Source organism: Salipiger sp. PrR003 (assembly GCF_010500785.1).
GTDB classification, from domain to species: Bacteria; Pseudomonadota; Alphaproteobacteria; order Rhodobacterales; family Rhodobacteraceae; genus Salipiger; species Salipiger pacificus_A.
Window position 1 is genome coordinate 38,030 of record NZ_JAAGOV010000045.1, and the last position, 17,353, is coordinate 55,382.

The window sequence follows — 17,353 nt, forward strand, 5'->3', positions numbered from 1 at the left end:
ACTGCCCTGACTGAATACGTTCTGGCCAGAGTTGTGGCACCCGATCCATCATCACCGCGAGATTTCGCCCGCCAGGACTGCACGCCCGTGGACTGCAAGCGTAGCAGTGAACCTCGGGCAACCGAACTGCCGGATCACGGCGACAATGCGCGCATCGTACGCCGCTTGCCCTATGACGCGACACAGGTCTGACGCGTGAAACTGGCGGTTCGAGCTTGGCGCAGCCTTGATCTGTTCGTGCAGCTCGCGCTCTCGTGGCTCTTGAACCGGCTGTGGTGCGGGGAGAGCCGGTGGGCGCGTCGCTTCTCCAAGCGAGGTGCGCCACCGGCGCATGAAGCCGAGCAGGAAACCGGCCGGAACCTTGCTGTTCCCACGGGCCCGGTTGAAGGCAAGGAAGCGTTCCCAGATCACTTGCGTATCGACGTTCCAGCAGGGTAGGGCGCTCTTCGCGGCCTTGATCAGCTCGGCCCAGCATGTTCGGAACACGTTCGAGCAACCGTCAATGTTGATCTGTCCTGTGAATATAGTTTTGTTAGATTCTTCTCTAGATAGTGATGTGTCGCCTCCGCCTGACACGAGATCGTGGGTCTGTTCGCCGTCGTCAAAGGCCGCGAAGCGGAAAAGCCAGGGGGCGAACTTGCCGTTCGATTTCTCGCGCTCAAGCTTCAGTTCAGAAGTTTCAAGCTCACTCAGCAGAACGCTCAGGTACTGGCGCGAGACGCCCATCTTCGCCGCCAGAGAGGACAGGGTGAAGGCAGCCGTGCCGCGGGGCAGGCCGTTATACCCATCCTTCCACGCAATTCCGTCGAGGATGAGCGTGGCCAGCTTGTGCGCCGAAACGGAGAGGTCTGTCTGCGTGATTCGCCTGAGGATCAGGCCGGTCGTTGGTTCCATGGTCGTATCTCCTAAGAGACGATGCCATGTCGAGAGCAAACAACATTCTTGCCAGCAAAAACACTTTGCTGGTTGCAGGGGTTCGGACACTGCGCTAAAAAGACCGTGTTCAGGGGTTTTTTTCTAGCGCGGCGTCAGGCTTCTCGGTCTGGCGTCGTTTCCCTTTTTTGGGGTGATGCACTGCCTCCGGTGCAAGTTGATCGGAGCGGGCCAGTGCTACGCTGGCCCGCATGGGGTTCAGTATCGAACCTCTTCGAAGCCGTAGTTTCCTTCATGGTCGCGCCAATCGACGAAGACCGAGCGATAACTCACCCAACCACAGTGCTCGGGACGGGGCAGAAGCGAGGCAGGTGGAACAGCTCCCACGCTCGATCTCTGCCAGCGATAATCGCCCTGCACACCGTAGGAGCCGAGCCTAGTCGAGTCGTAGCGGATGCAATCACCGTCACGATCCTGATGTTGGCTGAACTGGACATGGTAGACGCGGATGCTCCGAACGAAGTCGAAGGCGCTGCCAGAGATGTCGATATCGGCGCGTTCATCGGCCTGCGCCAACACGAACGGACCTGTCGCATCCGGGAGGCTGATCTCAGGCCGGACGGGCGTTGTTGCAGAACTCAGTCGGTGAAGGATTCACATCGGGAATCCATGCGGTTAGACGATCTGCATGAGCAAGCCCAAGCCCGCCCGCTACCGCACGACGAACTGGTCCAGCTACAACGATGCGCTCAGGAAGCGCGGATCGCTGCTGATCTGGCTGGACAAGGAGATGACCTGGCACGCGCCGCATGAGGGACGCCCAGGGCGCCCGCCGGTCTTTTCGAATGCCGCGATCCAGTTTTGCCTGTCGCTCAAGGTTCTGTTCAAGCTACCGCTCAGGCAGACAGCCGGAATGGTCGCGAGCCTCCTGCGCCTGGCAGGGCTAGACTGGCCCGTTCCGGACTACTCGACGCTGTGCCGCAGACAGAAGACCCTCAAGGTGCAGATCCCCTATCGCCGTGCCGAAGGGCCGCTGAATCTTCTGGTGGACAGCACCGGCATCAAGTTTCTTGGCGACGGCGAATGGCAGGCCCGCAAGCATGGCGTTCAGGGCCGCCGCCAATGGCGCAAGGTGCATCTGGCGATGGATATCGCCACCTCGGATATCCGGGCCGTCGAGTTCACCCCTAGCCGGGAAGGCGACAGCCCAGTCCTGCCGGACCTGTTGGGCCAGATCCCCGAGGACGAGGACATCGGCACCGTGACCGCGGATGGTGCCTACGATACCCGCCGCTGCCACGGCGCCGTCATCGCACGCGGTGGCACGGCAATCATACCGACCCGAAGGAACGGTCGAGCTTGGAAAGAGGACTGCCCGGCTGCCAAGGCGCGCAACGAAACCCTGCGCGCCACGCGTCACTACGGTCGGGCATTCTGGAAGCGGTGGACCGGATACCACGCCCGTAGCCGAGTGGAGGCCAAGATGCGATGCCTGAAGGCCTTCGGTGAGCGCATCGCCGCGCGGGATCCAGATCGCCAAACCGCCGAAATCCACATCCGGGTCGCCCTTGTCAATCGCTTCAACGCGCTCGGCACCGCCCACGTCGTCCGCGTGGCATGAAACTGAATGGGAAAGGGGCACTCACAACTCAGGCCGACTTTCTGCAACAACGCCAACGAGATCTACGCGGCCCCTGTCTCCTGAGCGCGGAACCGCTGACGGAATGCGTGAAGCTGAGAAGAGATGACAAACCGGTCGAACCGGGGATCGGGACACCCCAGGGGGTCAAGGCGCAGAAAGCGCGCAATTTTGATTGGGACCCGATCCGCGGACTTCATCTGGGCCAGCGGCTAGACCGCACCACAAAGGCCGTAGACATGACTGCTTTCGGCATAGGCGCGTCAATTCCCAGCTTGCGCAGCAGGGGTCGTCCAGACATGGGAACACTTGCCCTCGCCAGAGATGCCCACTGCGCGTTGGCGACGGTCCACCAATGACTTGCGCCACCGGACCTGTGGGGGAACCGGCGCAGCGCCAGTTCCCCATCGGCTCATTCTGCCGGAACCCAGGGCCGGTTATAGGCTGCCACGCGCCAATCACCGTGTTCGATGAACCGGGGGGCGCTCCCGGTTTCCAGCGCCTCGGCTGCGGCGTTCAGCGCCTCGGGCGATGTCTCGGGCCAGGCGCCCGTTTCGATCCGTTCGACCAGGGTCTCGACGATGGCCGTGCTTTCGGCAGCCGTGAACTCGCAATGGCCCGTGCCCTGGACCAGCGACTGCCGATACAGATCGCCGGTACCCTGCTCCTGCACCAGCGCGCCGTAGCCTTCCATCAGCGTGTAGGGAATGGCCCAGTCGCCCAGCATGTGGATGCGGATCGCCGGAACCTGCAGATCGCCGGTCGTCGTGCGCCCGTCTGCGGCCCAGAAATCGCGCGCATAATCCGAGGCCGCGATGCGGGGGGCGGCGTCGATCCTGGCAATGTCGGCCTGAAGGTCCAAACCGGCCTGTTCGTAGAGCGCCTCAACCGTCCGCGCCATCGCGGGTGCGGCATTCTGGTAGAAGGCGGCATAGTCGACCCCCTCGTTCCCGGAAAGTTGCTGCCCCGATGCGGCGTTTTCGAACAGAAGCCGCGAGGACCCGCCAACATTACCGCCGATGCGCAGCGCCGAGGCCACGATCATGTCGGCCATGGCGCCGGCATCCGCGGTGTCGGGTAGTTCGGTCCCCTCGACCATCCACGGCGACCACTGTCCGATGGCGAAGGCAAGCGCCAGCCGCGCGCGGCCCTCCGGGCTTTCGCCCGCCGTTTCGATGGCGGCCATCCAGGACGCACGGATCGCGTCAAGGCTGCGCTCGCCACCCGCTCCGGCATTGGGCAGGCCGACGATGGCGAGATCGCTGGCCGGACCGTGCCCAGCGGCCTCATAGCTTTCGCCCAGCAGGGTCTGCATGGCGAACCAGCCATCCAGGAAACTGCTCATGATCCAGACCGGCGTATGGGCGGCAAGCACGGCGGCACCGTCGATCCTGTCCGGGTAATCCTCGGCCGAAGCGAGGCTGTCGAGCCCTCCGCCAGAACAGCCGTATTGCAGCACCATGTCAGGAGCGCGCTCCAGGTCCGTGAAAATGTCCTGAACAGCTTGTAGATTCAGGATTTCACGCTGCGGATCGTATTGCCACAGGCGCAGCGGGTGCCGGGCGAGCCCGGCGAAGGCATAGCCACGACCGAGCAGGTCGTCATACCGCTGGACCGCTGACGCGACCGAAACGTTGCTGGCGAAATCCAGATCCCTGAGTAGTCGACCATTCCAGTTCTCGGGCACGCGGATCAGCCATGCCGTCCCGTCCGGCAGGGTTCCCGCATGTTCGTTGAAGGCGGGCTGCTCCTGCGCCGACGCGAGCGGGGCGAAGCCCGCGGTCAGAGCGAGGCAAAGCACCACCATTCCGGTCCGCGAACGCGGGCCGGCCAAATTGGCTGTCCGTGACATGAATTTCCTCCAGTTTGATGCAGCGATGAAATCCGGCTCCTCTTCCGGGGAACCATCGCCGGGAAAAAACATAGATAGCTAATTATTAGTGTCAAGGGCTCTGATGCACAAATCGGCTTAAGGCCGAGGTTCCCCTTTCCCCGGACGGACTTATCCCACAGCTTCCGTGACGGGTATTCCGAGCGCGGTGTAGCCGTTCAGGACGGCGATGCGGACCTGGAGTTCGGCGACCTGTCGGTCGAAGTCCCGTGCCATGAGCCGCTGGCCCAGCAACTTGATACAATGCATCTTTGTCTCGACGCGGCTTCGGCGGTGGTATCCACTCCATCGTCGCCAGAGCGCGCGGCCCAGGTATTTCGCCGCGCGCAGGGCCTCATTTCGCGCCACGGCTCCGGCGGTGATCGTCTTCCAGGGCTTCGCGTTCTTGCGGGGCGGGATGACGGCATGGGCACCGCGATCTGCAATCGCATCGTGGCATTTGCGCGTGTCGTAGGCGCCATCAGCCGTAACGCTACCGATTTCCTGGTCCTGCGGGATTTGGTCGAGAAGGTGGGTAGGATGGGCGCATCACCGATGTGGCTCCCGGTGACTTCGACGGCCCGGATCTCCAACGTTTCTTCATCGATCCCAAGGTGGAGCTTGCGCCAGACGCGCCGTTTCGGGCCGCCATGCTTGCGTGCGTGCCACTCGCCTTCACCTTCGACCTTGATCCCGGTGCTGTCGATCAGCAGGTGCAACGGCCCCTTGGAGCCGCGGTAGGGGATGTTCACGGCCAAGGTCTTCTGGCGGCGAGATAGCGTGCTGAAGTCGGGCACCGTCCAGTTCAGGCCGACCAGCCGTAGCAGGCTCTCGACGAACCCGGTCGTCTGCCGGAGCGCCATGCCGAACAGCACTTTCATCGAGAGGCACGTCTGGATAGCGGCATCGCTGTAGGTCTGCTGGCGGCCACGCCTGCCTGTCGGCGCGGCATCCCAGCTCATCTCGGGGTCAAACCAGATCGTCAGCGAGCCCCGGCGCTTGACTGCTTCATTGTAGGCTGGCCAGTTCCTGGTCTTGTAGGTCGGGGGTATGGGTCTGCTCATGCAGCCTGACTAACAGACTGGATTCGCAAGGTGAAACCTTCACAGCATTTGCGCAACATGTATAACCGCCCCTTGCGCAAGAGGGTTTCTGGATCAGTTTCGCGCGGTGTCGGGTGCTGACATGTATCCGGCCTCTGTTGCGGCCATCATCACGCCGCGGGCCCGTATGGTGTTCGCAGGTCGGGTCCAGATCAAAGCCGCGTGCTCGATGGCACTCTGTTGCGCTCTGGTCCTCCCGATCCCGTCTCACGACCGTGCGCCAAACGTCTCCTTGCCCTCTTCCGCTCCGACGTCCTCGCGACCAGTGACGGCTTACGCCGCAGCGGTCGGAGACTGGTAGGCGCCGCCTCGGGCCATCAGCGCCCAGACGATCCGCGCCATTTTGTTCGCCAGCGCGACCCGCACCAGCATCGGCGGCTTGCGCGTCAGCATCTCGCCAAGCCATGTGCCCGGCCGGGCAGCGGCATGAACATGCCGCTTGATGATGACGCTGTTGGCCCCGATGATCAGCAATCGCCGCAACGACCGTTCGCCCATCTTCGTGTTGGCCCCGAGACGCTGCTTGCCTCCTGTGGAATGCTGACGGGGCGTGAGCCCGAGCCAGGCCGCGAAGTCGCGCGCTTTGCGGAACGTCTCGGGGGGCGGAGCCAGAACCGCTATGGCCGTGGCAATCAGAGGACCTATCCCCGGGACTGTCATCAGGCGCCGCGCCACCTCATTCTCCTTGGCACACCGGGCGATCTCGGCATCGAGCTTGCCGATTTCCGCTCCGAGATGGGCGAGTGACGCCACCAACACCTTGAGCGTGGGGATGGCATCGGCAGGCAGACCGCTTTCCGGGTCTTCCACAATGGCAATCAGCTTCGACATGTTGGCCGCGCGCTGCGGAACGATCATTCCGAACTCGCCCAGATGCCCGCGCAGGGCATTGATGGTCTGGGTTCGCTGCCGGATAAGCAACTCGCGGATGCGAAAGACCATCGCCGCGCCTTGGGTCTCCTCGCTCTTCACCGGCACGAAGCGCATCGTCGGGCGCGTCGCCGCCTCGCAGATCGCCTCGGCATCAGCCATATCATTCTTCTGGCGCTTCACGAATGGCTTCACGTAGGCGGGTGGGACCAACCGCACGTCATGCCCGATCTTCCCGATCTCGCGCCCCCAGAAATGGGCGCCACCGCAGGCTTCCATCGCGACGACGCAGGCCGGCAGCTGTCCAAAGAATGCCAGACCTGATCTCTTCGCAGCTTCTTGCGCAGCACCGCCCGGCCCGTAGCGTCGGCACCGTGGACCTGAAACACATTCTTCGCCAGATCGAGCCCGACCGTGATAATCTCCGACATGACCGCTCTCCTTTGTGGATCCTTGCAGACCCACCTTGGCACATCGATGCCGTCGGGGGGGCACACCATCAAAGCCGCAAATCCTCATGAAATGCGCGGCCCGCCTCGGCGTCGTAGCACCGGTAGGCGCAATAGTGCTGCTGCAGGATGGGCGAGGGCGCCCGCCCGCACAGGGTCTTCGTCATGATGTATGTTGCCTTCGTGAGTGTCGGCATTACCCGGTTTCCAGCGCCGCGGGGGACCGTAACGCCTTCCGCGTCGAGCTTGAGTGGGGGGATAGCAAGCTTTGGTATCTAATCGTTGACAATCTCCTAGCGAGGGCTTTAAAGATAGATGTCTAAGCTATGTTTCGCAAACCACCGATCCGGCCCCCGTGTTCCGGATGTCGGACGGGAGAGGGGCGCGACGCAGGGCCAAACGGGAGGACATGATTATGCGTTTCACTGCAATCGCGATGGCTGCCGGCCTCGCCGTCTCGGCGACGGCTGGTCACGGCCAATCGCTCAACCTCACTCTTTCAGGCGGGAACCCGGGCGGCCTTTGGTCGCTGCTGGGCGCCGGCATCGACCGCGCCGCGCAGGTGGCGGACACCTCGGCCGTGGTGACCTATCAGGCTACGGGCGGCGGGTTCGCCAACATCGGCCTGCTGGGCGCCGGGCGCACGGATCTGGGCCTGGTGCACGACGCCGAGGCGCAGCTCGCGCTGGGAGGCGAAGAGCCCTTCCGCGGGCCGATCACGAACATGCGGGCCATCGGCTACATGTACAACTGGGCGCCGATGCACTTCTTCCTCGACCGCTCGATGGCCGAGCAATACGGCATCGACAGCCTGGACGACATCGCCGGCAGCGGCGCGCCGATCCGCATCGGCATCAATCGCTCGGGGAACATCACCTCGAACATCGCGCTGATGATGTTCGAGCTGGTGGGGGTGACCGACGAATCCCTGGCCGAAGCTGGCGGCCAGTTCGTGCGCGCCGGCGCCAATGAGCAGGGCGAGCTGCTGCAGGACGGACGGCTCGACATGATTACCAACGGCATCTTCATCAACCACTCGTCGTTTCGCGCGGTGGACACGAATGCTGACGTTGTGCTGCTGTCGGTCCCGCAGGAGGTCATCGACGCCACCAACGAGCGCTTCGGCACCGGCCAGATGGTCATTCCCGCTGGCAGCTATTCGAACCAGCAGGCGGACGTGAACACCGTGACGCTGGGGGCGCTGCTGGCCGCGACCGACGCGATGAGCGACGACGACGCCTATGCCTTGACCAACGCCCTAATCACCAACATCGACGAGGTGCGCGCGGTTCACAGCGCGATGCAATCCCTGACGCCCGAGTTGCTCGCCACGCCCAGCGTGCTCGAGTTCCACCCCGGCGCCGCCCGTGCCTACAGTGAGGCAGGGCTGTCGCAATGATCGGGACACTCGTCTCCACTGGCCGCAGGAGGGATCTTGCGGCCGGCCAGCAACGGGCCATCGTCGTGGTGGCCGCGATCTTCTCGGCCTGGGTGATCTACGCCAACCTCTTCACCATCTCGGATCCGCTAGTTCTGGGCATCCTCTTCGTTTCGGGGATCTACGCGATCATGTTCGCGGCGATCGGTGCCACGCCGAACGCTCCCGACCGCATCCCGTTCTATGATATCGCCCTGTCGCTGCTCAGCCTGGCAGCGGGCATCTTCTTCTTCGTGAACGCCACCGCCATTGCGGACCGCATCAGCCTGCTGGATCCGTTCACGCCCGCGCAGCTCTTCTTCGGCATCTCGCTACTGCTCCTGACCCTCGAAGCGACGCGCCGGACCACGGGCATGGGACTTACCATCGTGGTCGTGGCCTTCCTGGCGTACAACTGGTTCGGCTACCTGCTGCCGCCGCCCTTCGGGCATGGCGTCGACGATTTCACCTACCTGCTCGATATCTTGGTCTTCACCACGGATGGCGTGTTCGGGGTGCCGATCCAGGTGGTCGCCAGCTACGTCTTCCTGTTCGTGATGTTCGGCACTTTTCTGTCGAAAGCGGGTGGGGGCGAGTTCTTCTTCAACCTCGCGGCGCTTCTGACCGGGCGCACCCGCGGCGGTCCGGCGAAGATCGCGGTGATTTCCTCAGGGCTCTACGGCACGATGTCGGGCAGCCCGACCTCGGACGTGGTGGCGACGGGCTCGATCACCATCCCGGTGATGAAGCGACTGGGCTACAGCGCGCGCTTCGCCGGCGCGGTCGAGGTCGCGGCCTCGACGGGGGGCAGCGCGATGCCTCCGGTGATGGGGTCGGCCGCTTTCATTCTCGCCGAATATACCGGCGTGGATTACAAGGCGGTGGTCGTCGCCGCCGTGGTGCCCGCACTGCTCTACTACCTCGGCGTCTTTAGTCAGGTCCACCTGCGCGCCGTGCGCGAAGACCTGCGCCCGTCCGAGGACGAGATGCCGACCGTAGCGCAGACGTTCCGCACGGGCTGGGTCTTCCTGCTGCCGATCATCGGCATCGTGGTGGCGCTGCTCTCGGGCTATTCTCCGACCTTCACCGCCGGGATCGGCGTGATGGGTGTCATCATCGCCTCGACGCTGCTGAAGGCGACGCGCCTGTCGCCGTGGCAGGTGATCGAGGGCTTGGGCGAGACCACGCTGCGCATCCTGCCGGTGGCTGGCGCCTGTGCCGCCGCGGGTCTGGTGATCGGGGGCCTGTCGATGACGGGGCTGGGTATGAAGGCCGCGAACCTGATCCTGGTGATTAGCAACTCGCAGCCGATCCTGACGCTGGTTATCGCCGCTGTCGTGACGATCATCCTGGGTCTCGGCATGCCGACCCCGAGCGCCTACATCCTGGCTGCCGTGCTGGTCGGTCCGGCGCTGGCGCAACTGGGCTATCCGGTGCTGCAGAGCCACATGTTCCTGCTGTACTTTGCCGTTCTCTCGGCGCTGACCCCGCCGATTGCGGTGGCGGCCCTGTCGGCGGCGGCGATTGCGCATGAAGACCCGTTCAAGATCGCCTTCACCTCGGTGAAACTGGCCTCGATCGGCTTCATGCTGCCCTTCGCCTTCGTCTGGAACCCGGCACTGATGCTGCTGGCCGACCCGCTGTCGAATACTTTGGCCGTGGTTGGGGGCGTGATTGCCACGCTGTCCGTGGCCACCGCGGTCGAGGCCTTCGCCAGCAAGCCGGTATCGCCGGCGGAGCGGGTACTTCTGCTAGGCAGTGCGGTTGCGGCGGTCGCGCCCTTCCAGCTGCTCGCGGTCGCGGGCATCGCGCTCGGGGCAGCCATGTTGGCACGGCACCTGGTGGCGGGGCGCCGGGCCAGCGTGCAACAGAACGCCGCCGGCTGATGCCACCCTGGCGCAGCCTAACAGATCGCGCGGCCCGGACCCCTCCGGGCCGCGCGTCCTTTTGCAAGAGAGACCGACGTGACCCATCCGACCCAGACCGCAGAGCGACTCACGACGCAGAGCCCCTCCGCCGTGCCGCCGCAACAACCGAAGTTCTGGAAGCGCTGGGCGGTCAGCATGCTGGCCGTCTATCCCGCGCTTATCGTCCTGGTGCTGGCCACGCGGCCCTTCACCCAGGGCATGCCAATGGCGGTCTCGCTGTTCATCGTGGCGCTGCTGCTGACCGGATTGAATGTCGGGCTGATCCTGCCATTCCTGAACAGGAAGTTGGGGCGCTGGCTGGCTGCGCGCTGAAGCCGGAACGGGCAGGGCGGTACGATTTCATATATGTGAAATGTCGCAATGATCCCGCCGGCAATCAAGACAAGGTGCTCTCCGCCAAATAAGCTTAGATAGCTTACCCTTTAGGTTGAGCAGCCAATCCAGACCAGACTGTCCGCCCAGGGGCGGCGCAGTCGGAACGCTACGGGAGGAGCGAGCGACATGACTTCATCCACCACATTCACCAACAAACTGCGTGCCCTTGCGGGCGCTTCGGCGCTGTCGGCCGCGACGCTGGGCCTGACTGGTGCCGCCGAGGCACGCGACTTCCGCCTGCTGTCGGGCTGGGATTCCAGCTATGTTGCGGTCGACGTGCTGACGTCGTTCATCGAGACGCTCGACGAAGCCGTAACCGAGGGCTTCGGCGTCAACGTCATGGGCCCCGAGACCGTGCCCCCGTTCGAGCAGTTCGACCCGGTGTCGCGCGGCCTGTTCGACCTGCTGTTCACCAATGGTGCCTATCACTTCAACCAGACTTCGGTGGGAATGGCGCTGGACGGCCTGTCGGGCGATACCGAGGCCTTGCGCGAAGCCGGAATTTGGGACGCGGTGGATGCCGATTACCAGGAGCAGGGGTTGAAGCTGATCGCTGTGCTTTACGACCTGAATGGCTACCACATCATGCTGAACGAGCCGGTCGGCGAGAACGGCCTCGAAGGACGTCGCGTGCGCGGCACGCCGATCTACCACCCGGCGATCAACGTGCTGGGTGGCTCGCCCGTGGTGCTGCCGGGCGGCGAGATCTACCCGGCGCTGGAACGCGGTGTGATCGACGGTGCGGCCTGGCCGACCATCGGCGCTCTGTCCTACCGCTGGTTCGAGGTCGCCGACTACATGATGCGCCCGACCTTCGGCCAGGTCGGCCATCTGGTGTTGATGAACCTTGACACCTGGAACGACCTGTCCGAGGAAACCCGGGCCGAGATCGAGACCGCCGCGCGCGAGTTCGAGATCGAGGCCAATGGCCTGTTCGACACGCTAGTCGCCGAAGAGAGCGCCGCCCTGGAAGCAGAGGGCATGAGCGTGACCGAGCTGTCCGAGGAACTGGCGGGCACGCTCAGCTCGGCCTGGTTCTCGGGCGTGATGGACCTCGCGGCCACGCAATCGGGCGAGGCGATCGAGGAAATTCGCCGTCTGGCAACCGAAGCCGATCTCGACGGCTGATCGGGGCCCGGCCCCTTCCGACGCGCGGCCGCTTGGTGCCGCGCGTCTTTCCGTCCCCCGGTCGTCCTTCTCGGCCCATTCTCTTCGGCCTTTCCGTTCCAGGAGCTTCCCTCCATGCGACCGATCCTGACGCTTCAGGACGTGCTGACCCGGCTGATGTTCTTCATCGGCGTCGGTGCGCTGGCAGCCATCGTGCTCATCTACGCCTTCGAGGTCGTCTCGCGCTATGCCTTCGGCGCGCCGACCCTCTGGGCGAGCGATTTCGTTTCCTTCCTGCTGCTGATCACGGTGTTCAGCACCGCGCCCTGGCTGACCCGCGAAGGCGGGCACGTGGCCGTGACTATCCTGCCCGACCTGGTCGGCCGGCTGCGCCAGGTGATCCTGCGCGCGGGCTTCCTGGTGGCGGCGGCGACCTGTCTCTGGGCTGCCTGGCTTTGCATCGGCGAGGTGCAGCACCTGGCCTCGCGCGGGACGGCGACCCTGACCACCGTGCGCATTCCGAAATGGATCCTGGTGGCCTTCATCACCTATGGCGTGGCCAATTCCGGCCTGTATTTTCTGCGCCTCGCCTTCGGCCAGGCGCTTTCCGAGACCGACTCCCAACCCGAGGTGACCCATGGTTGAAGGTATCGCCGCCGTCGCGACCGGCGTGGGGCTGCTTCTGGGCTTCATGGCCGTAGGCCTGCCCGTCTTCGCGGCCTTCCTGCTGGTCAACCTGCTGGCCGTCGCGGTCATCATGGGACCGATGGGCTACGGCATGTTCGTCAACTCGCTCTACGAGACGACGACCACGCAATCGCTGGTCACCATCCCGCTGTTCATCCTGATGGGCGAGATCCTGTTCCGCTCGAACTCGGTCGAGGTGCTGTTCCGGTCCATCGACACGCTGGTCGGTCGGGTGAAGGGGCGCCAGTACGTGCTGTCGATCCTGCTGGCCACGGTGTTCAGCACCCTGTCGGGTGCTGCGATGGGCGTGGCGGCCATGCTGGGCCGCTCGCTGCTGCCGGGTATGATCGCGCGCGGGTACGACGCGCGGCTGTCGGCCGGCACGATCCTGGCCGGCGCCAGCCTGGCGCCGCTGATCCCGCCTAGCGTCCTGGTCATCATCATTGGCACGCTGGCCGGCGTGTCGATCGCCGGGCTGCTGATCGCGGGGATCATCCCGGGGCTGATGTTCGCGGGCATCTTCCTGGGCTATTGCTTCATCCGGGTCTGGCTCAACCCCTCGCTGGCGCCCGACGAGCCCGACGACGGCACCCGTGCCACGCTGGCCGACAAGGGCTGGGCGCTGCTGCGGGTGGTGCCGTTCTCGATCATCATCCTGATGGTGATGGGTCTGATCCTGGCCGGGATCGCCACGCCGACCGAGGCGGGCGCGATGGGGGTCATCGGCTCGCTCATCACCGCCGCGATCTATCGCAACCTGTCCCTGAAGATGATCGGCGAGTCGCTGGTCTCCTCGGCCAAGGTGGCGGCGATGATCCTGTTCATCATGGCCAGCTCGAAGCTGTTCAGCCAGCTGCTGGCCTTTACCGGCGGCGCCTCGGCGATGACCGAATGGGTCGTGGGGCTGGAACAGTCACGCTGGGTGATGCTGATCCTGCTGATGCTGCTGCCCTTCGTGCTGTGCATGTTCATCGACCAGATCGCGCTGATGCTGATCGTCATCCCGATCTACCTGCCGATCATCGAGGAGCTGCAATTCGATCCGATCTGGTTCTGGCTGCTGTTCTTGGTGAACATCACCGTGGGGGGCATGACCCCGCCCTTCGGCTACACGCTGTTCGCGCTGAAAAGCGCGTGGGAGGATGCCAGCCTCGGCAAGGTCTTCTCCTCGGCCTGGCCCTTCGTGCTGCTGTACCTGCTGGGCATGATCGTGCTGGCGCTGGTTCCCGGGCTGACGACGCTGCTGCCGTCGATGCTGTGACAACCCTCGGCGCGGCGGCCCCGGTCGCCCGCCCCCTGCAAGACAAGGAGGGCTCCATGCTCGAACCGATCCTGCCCGACAACCTGGGCCTCTACTACGGCAATGCTTGGCACGCGCCGCAATCCGGGCGCACCGATCCGACCTTCGACCCGGCAACCGGCAAGGTGCTGGCCCAGGTGGCCACGGCGGGCGAGGCGGATGTCGACGCGGCCGTGGCAAGCGCCCGCGCGGGGTTCCGCGAATGGCGCGACGTGGCGCCCCTGGAGCGCGCGCGCGTGCTCAAGGAGATCGCCGCCATCATCCGCAAGCACGGCGACGAGCTGGCGCTGCTGGATTCCGCCAATTGCGGCAACCCCTATACCGAAATGCGCGGCGACGCGGGCGTCGCCGCGGCGCAGATGGAATTCTTTGCCGGCCTCGTCACCGAGATGAAGGGCGACACCATCCCGATGGGCCCCGAGCGCATCAACATGACCCTGCGCGAGCCGTTGGGCGTGGTGGCGCGGATCCTGGCGTTCAACCACCCGCTGATGTTCTGCGGCGGCAAGATGGGCGCACCGCTGGCTGCGGGCAACGCGGTCATCATCAAGCCTCCGGTGCAGGCGCCGCTCTCGGCGCTGAGGCTGGCCGAGCTGATCGACGGCCTGCTGCCCAAGGGTGTCTTCACCGTGCTCCCCGGCGGGACGGAGGCGGGCGCGGCGCTGGCCTCGCACAAGGGTATCGACAAGGTCACGCTGATCGGTTCGGTGGGGGCCGGGCGCGCGGTGATGCGCGCGGCCAGCGACACGCTGAAGCCGGTGCTGCTGGAACTGGGCGGCAAGAACGCCCTGATCGCCTATCCGGACAGCGACCCCGACAAGGTGGCCAACGCCATCGTCGCGGGCATGAACTTCAGCTGGTGCGGGCAGAGCTGCGGCTCGACCAGCCGCGCCTTCCTGCATGACGACCTGCACGACGCGGTCGTCGAGCGGCTGGAGGCGGATGTGTCGCGCTTCAAGCCGGGCATGCCGACCGATCCCGCGACGACGATGGGCGCGCTGGTCGGGCGCGAGCATTTCGACCGGGTGATGGGCTACATCGCCTCGGGCAAGGCAGAGGGCGCGCGCGTCGTCACCGGCGGCAACGCGGTGACCGAGGGCGCGATGGCGGACGGCTGCTTCGTCGAACCGACGATCTTTGCCGATGTCACGCCCGACATGCGCGTCGCCCGGGAAGAGATCTTCGGCCCGGTTCTGGTGCTGCGCCGCTGGTCGGAAGAGGGGGCGATGATGGACGAGGTGAACGGCCTCGACGTGGGCCTGACCTGCTCGATCTGGTCGAAGGACCTGGCCACGGCGCATCGCGCGGCGGCCCGCGCGGAGGCCGGCTTCGTCTGGATCAACGAGGTCGGGCGGCACTTCCTGGGTGCGCCCTTCGGCGGCTACAAGCAGTCGGGCTTGGGGCGCGAGGAGGGGATCGGCGAGCTGATCTCGTTCACGCAGGAGAAGAACATCCACATCAACCTGGGCGGCCAGTAAGCCTTTATCCGGACTGTGGGAAAAGGAAAGGGGGCGGATCATCCGCCCCCTTTTTCGTGTCTCAGCGGGGCGCCAGCCGGCCCACCGGGTCGCGCTCCCGCAGCCAGTCCAGGAGGTCTGTCAGCTGGCGGTCGCGCTCCTCGACGATCTCGGCATAGGGCGCGTCGTACTCGTACCAGCCGCGTCCGGTGATCGCGCCCATGTGCCCGGCCTCGGCCAGGTCGCGCAGCGCCTTGCGGCCCTTGTAGTTCTCGTCCCCGGTCTGGTGGTACAGCGAGTCCGTGACCGCCAGCGCCGTCGCCTTCGACACGATCAGATCTTCGGTCAGCAGCGGCCCCCACAGCGCGAGGCGCGGCCCGATGCTCAGCCGCACGGCCGCGTCGATATCGTCGCGGCTGGCGATGCCCTCGTCCATCAGGCGATAGATCTCGGTCAGCATGGCGAACTGGATCTTGTTGATCAGGAAGCCCGGCCGCTCACCGCAGGCGACGCCCACGTGATCGATGGATTCGACGAAGGCCCGGCCCCATTCCACCAGCGACGCCGGGGTGAAATCGGCGTGGATCACCTCGATCGAGCGGATGATGTGCCCGGGCGTGATATAGTGCAGGCCCAGTATCCGCTCCTTGCCGTTCACCCTGGCGCCGATGTCCGACAGCAACAGCGACGAGGTGTTGGTGGCCAGAACCACCTCCGACGGGCAGAGCGCGTCCAACTCGGCGAACAGCGCCTGCTTGGTCTCGAGCTTCTCCTGCACCGCCTCATGCACCATGAAGGCGCCCTTCACGGCCTCGGCCAGCGAGGGCTCGGTGCGCACGCGTGCCAGCATCGCGTCGACGGCGGCCGAGTCGTCTGCGAAGGTCGCGGCGATCGGGCGCGCGCGCTCGGCAAAGCTGGCCAGCAACTCGGTATTCATGTCGCACAGCGCGACATCATGGCCGTGGTGGGCATAGAGCGTGGCGATCACGCAGCCCATGAAGCCCGCGCCGACGACGCAGATCGTGCCGGACGACGGCGGGAGGGGGATGGAGGGGGCGGTGTCGGGCATGGAACCTCGTCTGGTGTCAGGGCGCGGTCGGGGCGTGCCCGCCGCCTGCCGAAAGGGATGAACGGGGAGGGCCGTGCCACTGCGCAATCGCGCGCGCATCCTGCCGTCTCCCTTGCCGACAGCCTTGCGAAATCGGGCCCCCGGTCAACGCGAACCGCCCCGCATGGCGGATATTTCGAGGATGTGAATTCTGCCCGAAGGCCCGCGCGCCGGCTGCGGGACATCCGCCGGGGCCGCGTCGCGAACCCTTTCCGCAGCGCCCCGATTCGCCTAGATTGTGACAGGGCGGAGCGGGCCGGTACGGGTCGCCGAGCCGTGTGAATCGGAAGGGCAGGGGAGATGACCGCAGACAAGGTGAAATCCGCTGCGCGGGTGTTTGAGATCCTCGAGTTCTTCGCCAGTCACCGACAGCCTGCCCGGCTGCACGAACTGGGCGCCGCGCTCGGCTATCCGGTTTCCAGCCTGACCGCGCTTTTGCGTACCATGCTGGACATGGGTTACATGACGCTCGATCCCGCGACCCATGCCTATCTCCCCGCGCCCCGGCTGCAGACGTTGACGGGCTGGATGCAGGTCGACGATTATGAGCAGACCGTGCTGTTCGATGCCCTGTGCCGTCTGCGCGAGGCTGCGGGCGAGCCGGTGGTGCTGGCCGCGCCCGCCGACCTGCATGTCGATTACGTCACCTCGCTGCACCGGCAGGAGGGGCGCAACACCCATATCCGCGCGGGCGACCGGCGGCTGATGGTGCAGAACGGCACCGGCTGGCTGATGCTGGCGCGCGCGCCGCGGCCGGTGGCGCTGCAGATCTACCGTCGCACCGTGGCCGAGGGGCTGATCTCGCCGCGCGACTACCCCCAGGCGGCCTTCGAGGCGGTGCTCGACGCCAATCGTGATACCGACGTGTCGATCCTGCACGCGCGCGACCTGCTGGACATTCCGACGCACCGCACGGTGCATTGGGATGCGTCTATGATGTCGACGCTGATCCCGGTGCCGCCGGGGCACGCACGCCCGCTGGGCATCGGGATTCATGGGCCGACGGAGCGCATATCACGCCGCGCGGATGAACTCTCCGAGCTGCTGCGCCGGACGTCGGCGGAGCTGGCGGCGCGCCTCGAAACCGTCTGAAGAGGCGCGCGCAACTCTGAACAAGACCATGAAAAAAGGCCCGCACGATTGCTCGTGCGGGCCTTCCCTGCGTGCGCC

Annotated in this window: 13 protein-coding genes and 2 pseudogenes; 9 read left to right on the top strand and 6 right to left on the bottom strand. The window is 65.3% G+C overall.

What is annotated here, in order from left to right; translation table 11 throughout:
- Positions 1-51: 51 nt before the first annotated feature.
- Together G0D83_RS16630 and G0D83_RS16635 are read right to left on the bottom strand one after the other, a co-directional pair.
- Complete coding sequence (locus G0D83_RS16630) at positions 52-894, bottom strand: hypothetical protein (RefSeq protein WP_018065890.1); 843 nt, start codon at positions 892-894, stop codon at positions 52-54.
- Positions 895-1,131: 237 nt separating this feature from the next.
- Positions 1,132-1,452, bottom strand: coding sequence for a hypothetical protein (locus G0D83_RS16635; RefSeq protein ID WP_275634938.1), 321 nt, complete (start codon positions 1,450-1,452; stop codon positions 1,132-1,134).
- A gap of 109 nt (positions 1,453-1,561) precedes the next feature.
- Between G0D83_RS16635 and G0D83_RS16640 the strand changes: the two genes are divergently transcribed.
- Complete coding sequence (locus G0D83_RS16640) at positions 1,562-2,494, top strand: IS5-like element ISRhba5 family transposase (protein WP_007803217.1); 933 nt, start codon at positions 1,562-1,564, stop codon at positions 2,492-2,494.
- A gap of 430 nt (positions 2,495-2,924) precedes the next feature.
- Here G0D83_RS16640 and G0D83_RS16645 read toward each other — a convergent pair whose 3' ends face one another.
- The 3 genes and pseudogenes from G0D83_RS16645 to G0D83_RS16655 all read right to left on the bottom strand — a co-directional run bounded on the left by G0D83_RS16645 (position 2,925) and on the right by G0D83_RS16655 (position 6,786).
- Positions 2,925-4,364, bottom strand: coding sequence for a hypothetical protein (locus G0D83_RS16645; protein WP_024099412.1), 1,440 nt, complete (start codon positions 4,362-4,364; stop codon positions 2,925-2,927).
- A gap of 150 nt (positions 4,365-4,514) precedes the next feature.
- A pseudogene (locus G0D83_RS16650) lies at positions 4,515-5,368 on the bottom strand (IS5 family transposase).
- A gap of 390 nt (positions 5,369-5,758) precedes the next feature.
- Positions 5,759-6,786: pseudogene (locus G0D83_RS16655) on the bottom strand (IS110 family transposase).
- A gap of 433 nt (positions 6,787-7,219) precedes the next feature.
- Here G0D83_RS16655 and G0D83_RS16660 point away from each other — a divergent pair.
- The 7 genes from G0D83_RS16660 to G0D83_RS16690 all read left to right on the top strand — a co-directional run bounded on the left by G0D83_RS16660 (position 7,220) and on the right by G0D83_RS16690 (position 15,096).
- Positions 7,220-8,203 carry a TAXI family TRAP transporter solute-binding subunit gene (locus G0D83_RS16660; protein WP_018065884.1) on the top strand — a complete coding sequence of 328 codons (984 nt, stop codon included), beginning with the start codon at positions 7,220-7,222 and terminating at the stop codon, positions 8,201-8,203.
- Positions 8,200-10,107 (top strand): TRAP transporter fused permease subunit, encoded by a 1,908-nt coding sequence (locus G0D83_RS16665; RefSeq protein WP_089849673.1) that lies wholly within the window; start codon positions 8,200-8,202, stop codon positions 10,105-10,107. The genes G0D83_RS16660 and G0D83_RS16665 overlap by 4 nt, the downstream gene beginning before the upstream one ends.
- A gap of 78 nt (positions 10,108-10,185) precedes the next feature.
- Positions 10,186-10,461, top strand: coding sequence for a hypothetical protein (locus G0D83_RS16670; RefSeq protein WP_089849675.1), 276 nt, complete (start codon positions 10,186-10,188; stop codon positions 10,459-10,461).
- A 189-nt stretch (positions 10,462-10,650) separates the two neighbouring features.
- Entirely contained in the window at positions 10,651-11,652 is a 1,002-nt protein-coding gene (gene dctP / locus G0D83_RS16675; protein ID WP_018065881.1) for a TRAP transporter substrate-binding protein DctP, read from the top strand.
- Positions 11,653-11,766: 114 nt separating this feature from the next.
- Positions 11,767-12,276 (top strand): TRAP transporter small permease, encoded by a 510-nt coding sequence (locus G0D83_RS16680; RefSeq protein ID WP_018065880.1) that lies wholly within the window; start codon positions 11,767-11,769, stop codon positions 12,274-12,276.
- Positions 12,269-13,579: a TRAP transporter large permease subunit gene (locus G0D83_RS16685; RefSeq protein ID WP_089849677.1), complete on the top strand. Its 1,311-nt coding sequence runs from the start codon at positions 12,269-12,271 to the stop codon at positions 13,577-13,579. Before G0D83_RS16680 ends, G0D83_RS16685 begins: the two co-directional genes overlap by 8 nt.
- Before the next feature lie 56 nt (positions 13,580-13,635).
- A complete protein-coding gene (locus G0D83_RS16690) occupies positions 13,636-15,096 on the top strand; it encodes an aldehyde dehydrogenase family protein (RefSeq protein ID WP_089849679.1) in 1,461 nt (486 codons plus the stop codon).
- Positions 15,097-15,157: 61 nt separating this feature from the next.
- On the opposite strand, the gene G0D83_RS16695 is transcribed toward G0D83_RS16690, so the two are convergent.
- Complete coding sequence (locus tag G0D83_RS16695) at positions 15,158-16,144, bottom strand: 3-hydroxyacyl-CoA dehydrogenase family protein (RefSeq protein ID WP_089849681.1); 987 nt, start codon at positions 16,142-16,144, stop codon at positions 15,158-15,160.
- Between the two features lie 339 nt (positions 16,145-16,483).
- Here G0D83_RS16695 and G0D83_RS16700 point away from each other — a divergent pair, with 339 nt between their 5' ends.
- Positions 16,484-17,275, top strand: a complete 792-nt coding sequence (locus G0D83_RS16700; protein ID WP_089849683.1) for a helix-turn-helix domain-containing protein — start codon at positions 16,484-16,486, stop codon at positions 17,273-17,275.
- Positions 17,276-17,353: the final 78 nt, after the last annotated feature.

Excerpts from the sequence above, each read along its gene's own strand:
- G0D83_RS16630 (WP_018065890.1), bottom strand. The coding sequence starts at position 894 with ATGGAACCAACGACCGGCCTGATCCTCAGGCGAATCACGCAGACAGAC.
- G0D83_RS16640 (WP_007803217.1), top strand. The coding sequence starts at position 1,562 with ATGAGCAAGCCCAAGCCCGCCCGCTACCGCACGACGAACTGGTCCAGC.
- G0D83_RS16645 (WP_024099412.1), bottom strand. The coding sequence starts at position 4,364 with ATGTCACGGACAGCCAATTTGGCCGGCCCGCGTTCGCGGACCGGAATG.
- G0D83_RS16660 (WP_018065884.1), top strand. The coding sequence starts at position 7,220 with ATGCGTTTCACTGCAATCGCGATGGCTGCCGGCCTCGCCGTCTCGGCG.
- G0D83_RS16665 (WP_089849673.1), top strand. The coding sequence starts at position 8,200 with ATGATCGGGACACTCGTCTCCACTGGCCGCAGGAGGGATCTTGCGGCC.
- dctP (WP_018065881.1), top strand. The coding sequence starts at position 10,651 with ATGACTTCATCCACCACATTCACCAACAAACTGCGTGCCCTTGCGGGC.
- G0D83_RS16680 (WP_018065880.1), top strand. The coding sequence starts at position 11,767 with ATGCGACCGATCCTGACGCTTCAGGACGTGCTGACCCGGCTGATGTTC.
- G0D83_RS16685 (WP_089849677.1), top strand. The coding sequence starts at position 12,269 with ATGGTTGAAGGTATCGCCGCCGTCGCGACCGGCGTGGGGCTGCTTCTG.
- G0D83_RS16690 (WP_089849679.1), top strand. The coding sequence starts at position 13,636 with ATGCTCGAACCGATCCTGCCCGACAACCTGGGCCTCTACTACGGCAAT.
- G0D83_RS16695 (WP_089849681.1), bottom strand. The coding sequence starts at position 16,144 with ATGCCCGACACCGCCCCCTCCATCCCCCTCCCGCCGTCGTCCGGCACG.
- G0D83_RS16700 (WP_089849683.1), top strand. The coding sequence starts at position 16,484 with ATGACCGCAGACAAGGTGAAATCCGCTGCGCGGGTGTTTGAGATCCTC.